Raw genomic sequence first — 731 nt, 5'->3', positions numbered from 1 at the left:
CCTTTTTGGAAAATGATACTCGTCACTTTTGGTTGGTTGAGTTCGGAACAGCCAAAACTAAAGCACAGCCGTTTATGCGCCCAGCGTTAGAGTCAAATATTGACAGTGTGACAGAAGCGGTAGCCGCTAAGCTTAAAAATGATATTTTGGGGGATATAAATTAATGTTGATTATCCCCCTAATTGAAATTTGTGAAAATGATACCGAATTAGTAGGGCTTTTGACTGATGAGGCTGGTTTAAAAGTCAGTGAATTTGACGCCAATAATACAAATGGCGCTCCATATGTTTGCTGGCAAATTATTGATGCCAATCCTGAGCAATATTTATCTGCACCCTCAGATATGGATTCAATTTATGCACAAATTGATATCTATGCAGCCACTAAAGGTTCAACACGGCAAATTGCACGTCTATTAAGAAAAAACATTGAAGAGTATTGCTATATTGAAGATTACACCGGAGTCGTGCGCGATTCCGAAACCAACTTATACCGTATTCGGATTGATAGCCGATGGTATGAAGAACCTTAAATTATAAAGACCGCCGAAAGGCGGTTTTTTTATGGAGAAAATATTATGGCGCGTCGTACACAAGGCACTGGTGTTTGGTTTGTGGATGAAGTCCCTGCAACACCGGGTACTTTTGAATTGGTTGAAGTAGATTGCCCTTTAAACTTTAAACCAGGTACAGATTCAAAAGATCGAATCGAAACAACTTGTTTAAAACAAG

General features: G+C 39.1%; 2 protein-coding genes and 1 pseudogene. All 3 read left to right on the top strand.

Features of this window, described 5'->3' with window-relative positions:
* On the top strand, positions 1-164 hold a 164-nt coding region (locus UC75_RS20620; protein ID WP_322842889.1), incomplete at its 5' end, for an HK97-gp10 family putative phage morphogenesis protein.
* Positions 164-532: a tail completion protein gp17 gene (gene gp17 / locus UC75_RS07310; protein ID WP_049837175.1), complete on the top strand. Its 369-nt coding sequence runs from the start codon at positions 164-166 to the stop codon at positions 530-532. The genes UC75_RS20620 and gp17, both read left to right, overlap by 1 nt.
* A gap of 45 nt (positions 533-577) precedes the next feature.
* A pseudogene (locus UC75_RS20615) lies at positions 578-731 on the top strand (hypothetical protein); the annotation flags it as partial.

Source organism: Acinetobacter sp. V2 (assembly GCF_001188385.1).
Taxonomy (GTDB): domain Bacteria; phylum Pseudomonadota; class Gammaproteobacteria; order Pseudomonadales; family Moraxellaceae; genus Acinetobacter; species Acinetobacter oleivorans.
The sequence above is the reverse complement of the archived record's forward strand: the minus strand, read 5'-3'. Positions and strand labels throughout refer to the sequence as shown.

Excerpts from the sequence above, each read along its gene's own strand:
- gp17 (WP_049837175.1), top strand. The coding sequence starts at position 164 with ATGTTGATTATCCCCCTAATTGAAATTTGTGAAAATGATACCGAATTA.